This is a genomic window from Mesorhizobium sp. M7A.F.Ca.CA.004.06.1.1 (genome assembly GCF_003999135.1).
Lineage (GTDB): Bacteria > Pseudomonadota > Alphaproteobacteria > Rhizobiales > Rhizobiaceae > Mesorhizobium.
Map to the genome: position 1 here is coordinate 496 of NZ_RZPQ01000368.1, position 5,274 is coordinate 5,769.

General features: G+C 60.5%; 5 protein-coding genes. All 5 read right to left on the minus strand.

Going from position 1 to position 5,274, the window contains the following annotated elements; translation table 11 throughout:
* Nucleotides 1-20: 20 nt before the first annotated feature.
* Entirely contained in the window at nucleotides 21-1,421 is a 1,401-nt protein-coding gene (locus tag EN906_RS20640; protein WP_127271464.1) for a pyruvate dehydrogenase complex E1 component subunit beta, read from the minus strand.
* A gap of 15 nt (nucleotides 1,422-1,436) precedes the next feature.
* Nucleotides 1,437-2,474 (minus strand): pyruvate dehydrogenase (acetyl-transferring) E1 component subunit alpha, encoded by a 1,038-nt coding sequence (gene pdhA, locus EN906_RS20645; protein WP_127272717.1) that lies wholly within the window; start codon nucleotides 2,472-2,474, stop codon nucleotides 1,437-1,439.
* Between the two features lie 193 nt (nucleotides 2,475-2,667).
* Nucleotides 2,668-2,991 carry a septum formation initiator family protein gene (locus tag EN906_RS20650; protein ID WP_127270588.1) on the minus strand — a complete coding sequence of 108 codons (324 nt, stop codon included), beginning with the start codon at nucleotides 2,989-2,991 and terminating at the stop codon, nucleotides 2,668-2,670.
* Between the two features lie 162 nt (nucleotides 2,992-3,153).
* Nucleotides 3,154-4,428, minus strand: a complete 1,275-nt coding sequence (eno, locus tag EN906_RS20655; RefSeq protein ID WP_127273626.1) for a phosphopyruvate hydratase — start codon at nucleotides 4,426-4,428, stop codon at nucleotides 3,154-3,156.
* A gap of 374 nt (nucleotides 4,429-4,802) precedes the next feature.
* The gene (locus EN906_RS20665) at nucleotides 4,803-5,168 is read right to left on the minus strand and encodes a PRC-barrel domain-containing protein (RefSeq protein WP_127270592.1); all 366 of its coding nucleotides are present in this window, start codon (nucleotides 5,166-5,168) and stop codon (nucleotides 4,803-4,805) included.
* Between the last annotated feature and the right edge of the window lie 106 nt (nucleotides 5,169-5,274).

Consider the following 5,274-nt stretch of genomic DNA (forward strand, 5'->3'; position numbering starts at 1 on the left):
ATTTTGTCCTCCCGCCCCGTTCAGCGATACGTGACGGCTTTGACCGCCTCGATGACTTCGCCGACATTCGGCAACGCCAGCTTCTCGAGGTTCGCCGCATAAGGCATCGGCACATCCTTGCCGGCGATGGTGATGACCGGCGCGTCAAGAAAATCGAAGGCGCGCTGCGACACCTGGTTGGCGATATGGTCGCCGACCGAGTTCTGCGGATAACCTTCCTCCACCACCACCAGGCGGTTGGTCTTCTTGACCGAGGCGATGATGGTGTCGAGATCGAGCGGCCGGATCGTGCGCAAGTCGATGATCTCGGCATCGATGCCAAGGCCACGCAGTTCCGCTTCAGCCTTGACCGCATAGGTCATGCCGATGCCGAAGGAGACGATGGTGACGTCCTTGCCTGATTTATGGATGCGCGCCTTGCCGATCGGCAGCACGAAATCGTCGAGCTTCGGTACGTCGAAGGACTGACCGTAGAGGATTTCATTCTCGAGGAAGATGATCGGATTGGGATCGCGGATCGCAGCCTTCAACAAGCCCTTGGCGTCAGCGGCGGTGTAGGGCATCACCACTTTCAGGCCCGGAATGTGGCTGTACCAGGCGGCATAGCACTGCGAGTGCTGAGCGGCGACGCGTGCGGCGGCACCGTTCGGTCCACGGAACACGATCGGCGCGCCCATCTGGCCGCCGGACATATAGAGCGTCTTGGCGGCCGAGTTGATGATCTGGTCGATCGCCTGCATGGCGAAGTTGAAGGTCATGAACTCGACGATCGGCTTCAGGCCGGCCATCGCCGCACCCACGCCAACGCCGGCAAAGCCATGCTCGGTGATCGGCGTGTCGACGACGCGCCGCGGCCCGAATTCCTGCAGCAGGCCTTGCGTGATCTTGTAGGCGCCCTGGTATTCGGCAACCTCCTCGCCCATGACGAAGACATCGCCGTCGCGGCGCATTTCCTCGGCCATCGCATCGCGCAGCGCTTCGCGCACCGTGGTCGAGACCATTTCCGTGCCGGCCGGAATGTCCGGATCGGCGGCGATTTCCGACTTCGGAGCAGCAGCCACCGGCGCAGCCGGCTTTGCGGCCTCCGCCTTATCCTCTGCCGCCGCCGGAGCCTCTGCCTTTGCAGGCGCTTCCGCCTTGGCGGGCGCCGCGGCCTTGCCGATATCCCCGGCACTTTCGCCGTCCTGTAGCAGCACGGCGATCGGTGTGTTGACCTTGACGCCTTCGGTACCGGCGGCGATCAGGATCTTGCCCAGCGTGCCTTCGTCAACGGCTTCGACTTCCATCGTCGCCTTGTCGGTCTCGATCTCGGCGATGACGTCGCCGGCGACGACTTTGTCGCCCTCGTTCTTCAACCACTTCGAAAGATTGCCCTCTTCCATGGTCGGCGAGAGAGCGGGCATGAGAATTTCGATCGGCATGTCCTTGCCCTCCCGTTACAATACGATATCGGTCCAGAGCTCGGACGGATCCGGCTCCGCGTCGTTCTGGGCAAATTCGGCGGCATCCGCGACAATGTCGCGGACCTCCTTGTCGATGGTCTTGAGCTCGTCCTCGGTCGCCCACTTCTTTTCCATCAGCCGTGCCTTGACCTGCTCGATCGGATCATGGTCCGAGCGCATCTTCTGCACTTCTTCCTTCGAGCGGTATTTCGCCGGGTCGGACATCGAGTGACCGCGATAGCGGTAGGTCTGCATTTCGAGAATGATCGGCCCGTTGCCGGCGCGGCACCATTCGGTCGCCTGGTCGCCGGCGGCCTTGACGGCGCGGACATCCATGCCGTCGACCTGGATGCCGGGAATCTTGAACGAGGCGCCACGGTGCGAAAAATTGGTTTCCGCCGAAGAGCGCGACACCGAGGTGCCCATGGCATAGCGGTTGTTCTCGATGATGTAGATCACCGGCAGCTTCCACAGCGAGGCCATGTTGAAGCTTTCATAGACCTGGCCCTGGTTGGCCGCGCCATCGCCGAAATAGGTCAGCGAAACATTGTTGTTGTCGCGGTAGCGGTTGGCGAAGGCCAAGCCCGTGCCGAGCGACACCTGCGCGCCGACGATGCCGTGGCCGCCGTAAAAGTGCTTTTCCTTTGAGAACATGTGCATGGAGCCGCCCTTGCCCCGGGACAGGCCGCCCCGACGCCCGGTCAACTCGGCCATGACGCCGCGCGGCGACAGTTCCATCGCCAGCATGTGGCCGTGGTCGCGATAGGCGGTGATCATCTGATCGCCATCGATCAGTGCCATCTTCATGCCGGTGACGACCGCTTCCTGGCCGATATAGAGGTGGCAGAAGCCGCCGATGAAACCCATGCCGTAAAGCTGGCCGGCCTTTTCCTCGAAACGACGGATGAGCAGCATGTGCCGGTAAGCGGCAAGCTCTTCGTCCTTGGTGAATTCGGCAGGCTTGGGGGCCGAAAGCCCCGATTTGCCGTCGGATTTGGATTTGGCAGGCGCTTTTCTGGCGGCGGTGGCCATGCATCACTCCCTGTTGGCGTCTCTTTGTGGACATTAGAGCAGATGAAATCTGCTCTGGGGAGATCAGCTCTTCCCCACCGATTTAAGGGAGGCTAACACGCGTCAAAGCGTTGCGCCATGCCGAATTTGCATAGCTGGCATGCGCCTAAGCGATTAAAATCATTGAAAATATTGATGATTAACTTGAAATCAGTTATTTCGACGAGGTCGGCAACATAATGGTGATTTCGTCAGCCTGGGACAGATTGAGCGCCTTGCGTGCCTGCTCATCGAGCATGTCCTTTTCGAGCGTGCCTTCATGCATCAACCGAACGCGGCGCTCGAGTTCCATGCGGCGCGCCTTGATCACATCGAGCTGGCCTTGCAGCGCCACCGTCTGGGCTTCCAGCTGATATTTCGAATAGATGCCGAATTCGCCGTGATAGGCGTGAAAGCCGAAATAGGCCAGGAACGCCACGCAAAGCGAGGGAATGATCAGTCGGCCGGTGTTTCTCTGCTTGTGCTGACGCGTCCACATGATCCAAATCCTCGCGGCCGCGAACTCAGGCGGCTCACGATCTTTTTCGCCCGATTGTGCTTAACGGACGGTTACGGGTGTCCTGTTGGGCGGCGTCGAAACAAAAAAGGGCGGGAATGCTCCCGCCCTTTTGTCCGGTATCGATGAGCCGGTGTTTCTGGATCAGCCCTTGACCACCGACTTGCCGGCATAGCTTGCCTGCTTGCCGAGTTCTTCCTCGATGCGGATCAGCTGGTTGTACTTGGCCATGCGGTCGGAGCGCGACAGCGAGCCTGTCTTGATCTGTCCGCAATTGGTGGCAACCGCGAGATCGGCGATGGTCGAATCCTCGGTTTCGCCCGAGCGGTGCGACATGACGGCAGTGTAGCCGGCCTTGTGCGCGGTCTCTACGGCGTCGAGCGTTTCCGTCAGCGAGCCGATCTGGTTGACCTTGACGAGGATCGAATTGGCAACGCCCATGCGGATGCCGTCGCGCAGCCGCGCCGTATTGGTGACGAACAGGTCGTCGCCGACCAGCTGCGTCTTTTTGCCGATCAGGTCGGTCAGGTACTTCCAGCCTTCCCAGTCGTCCTCGGCCAAGCCGTCCTCGATCGAGATGATCGGATAGTCGGCGGCAAGCTTGGCCAGGTATTTGGCCTGGGCCTTGGGATCGCGCGTCTTCTTCTCGCCCTCATAGACGTAGTTGCCGTCCTTGAAGAACTCGGTCGCGGCGCAATCGAGGCCGAGCGCGATCTCGTCGCCCGGCTTGAAGCCAGCCTGCTCGATCGATTCCATGATGAAATCGAGCGCCACCGGCGCGCTTTTCAGGTTCGGGGCGAAGCCGCCCTCGTCGCCGACATTGGTGTTGTGGCCGGCGTCTTTCAGTTTCTTGCGCAGCGTATGGAAGATTTCCGAACCCCAGCGGACACCTTCGCGCAGCGTCGGCGCGCCGATCGGCAGGATCATGAATTCCTGGAAGTCGATCGGGTTGTCGGCATGCGCGCCGCCATTGATGATGTTCATCATCGGTACCGGCAGGAGATGCGCCTTGGTGCCACCGACATAACGGTACAGCGGCAGACCGGCGGCATCGGCGGCCGCCTTGGCCACCGCCAGCGACACACCGAGAATGGCGTTGGCGCCAAGCCGGCTCTTGTTGGGCGTGCCGTCAAGCTCGATCATGGTCTGGTCGATATGGATCTGGTTTTCGGCTTCCATGCCGCCGATGGCCTCGAACAGCTCGCCGTTCACCGCTTCGACGGCCCTGAGCACGCCCTTGCCGAGATAGCGGGCGCCACCGTCGCGCAGTTCGACGGCCTCGTGGGCGCCGGTCGAAGCACCCGACGGCACCGCCGCGCGGCCCATCGAGCCGTCTTCGAGAATGACATCGACCTCGACGGTCGGATTTCCACGGCTGTCCAGGATTTCACGCCCGACAATGTCGATGATGGCGGTCATTTGCGATGTCCTCGATTGATCTGAAGAATGCCGCACGTCTTAGCCAAAGTGCTGCAAAAGGCAATCGGCCGGCCGGCAATTATTGCCGCGGCATCAGCCTCTGAACGATTCACGAAGCGCAAATCGCTGTCATCATAAGTCATGCACGGTCGGCTGACTTCCGGTTAAGGTGCAGCGCGCGGGGCGAAACAGGAGGAGTTTCGCCATGTCCCAGTTGAGTGGTATCGTGAGTCTGTTCCTGATCGCGGCGGCATTCCTGACGTCGTGCGACAATCAGCAGTCGCCGCCGAAGGCGATGGCCCCCTTACACGTCAGCGAATAAGCCAGAATACAAAGCGGCCCCGTCTCTCGACGGGGCCGCTTTGTCGTTGCTGTCAATGCCAGTAAGGCGTGACCTTGTAGTAATTGTAAGATTCGTCGCGCGCCGCCTCGCCATCCGCCCCGCTCAATTCGTTGATCGAATAGGCAGGCGCCGCCCTGAGTTGTTCCTTGGAAAACGGCACGACATAGCCACCCTTGTCCTCATCATAGTCGAGGCTCGCCCACGGAATGGCGTGATATTTTTCGCCAATGCCGAGGAAGCCGCCAAAACCGATCACCGCGAACATGATGCCGTTCGTCATCTTGTCGAGCATCACATCCTCGATGCTTCCGATGCTCGTGCCTTCGGTATTGTAGACCGATGTACCGATGACCCGTGAGGCGGCGATGGCTTGGGTGTGACCTGTCTGGGTTGTCATGATTGTGCTCCTCATTGTGGTTTAGAACCATACTTGGACAATGAGGGGCGCGGGCGAAGGTTCCCGACTTTTCGGCGACGCCCGGTCACTCCGCGAGGATGAAGGT

Bases quoted from the DNA above. Each gene is read 5' to 3' on its own strand.
- EN906_RS20640 (WP_127271464.1), bottom strand. From the start codon at position 1,421: ATGCCGATCGAAATTCTCATGCCCGCTCTCTCGCCGACCATGGAAGAG.
- pdhA (WP_127272717.1), bottom strand. From the start codon at position 2,474: ATGGCCACCGCCGCCAGAAAAGCGCCTGCCAAATCCAAATCCGACGGC.
- EN906_RS20650 (WP_127270588.1), bottom strand. From the start codon at position 2,991: ATGTGGACGCGTCAGCACAAGCAGAGAAACACCGGCCGACTGATCATT.
- eno (WP_127273626.1), bottom strand. From the start codon at position 4,428: ATGACCGCCATCATCGACATTGTCGGGCGTGAAATCCTGGACAGCCGT.
- EN906_RS20665 (WP_127270592.1), bottom strand. From the start codon at position 5,168: ATGACAACCCAGACAGGTCACACCCAAGCCATCGCCGCCTCACGGGTC.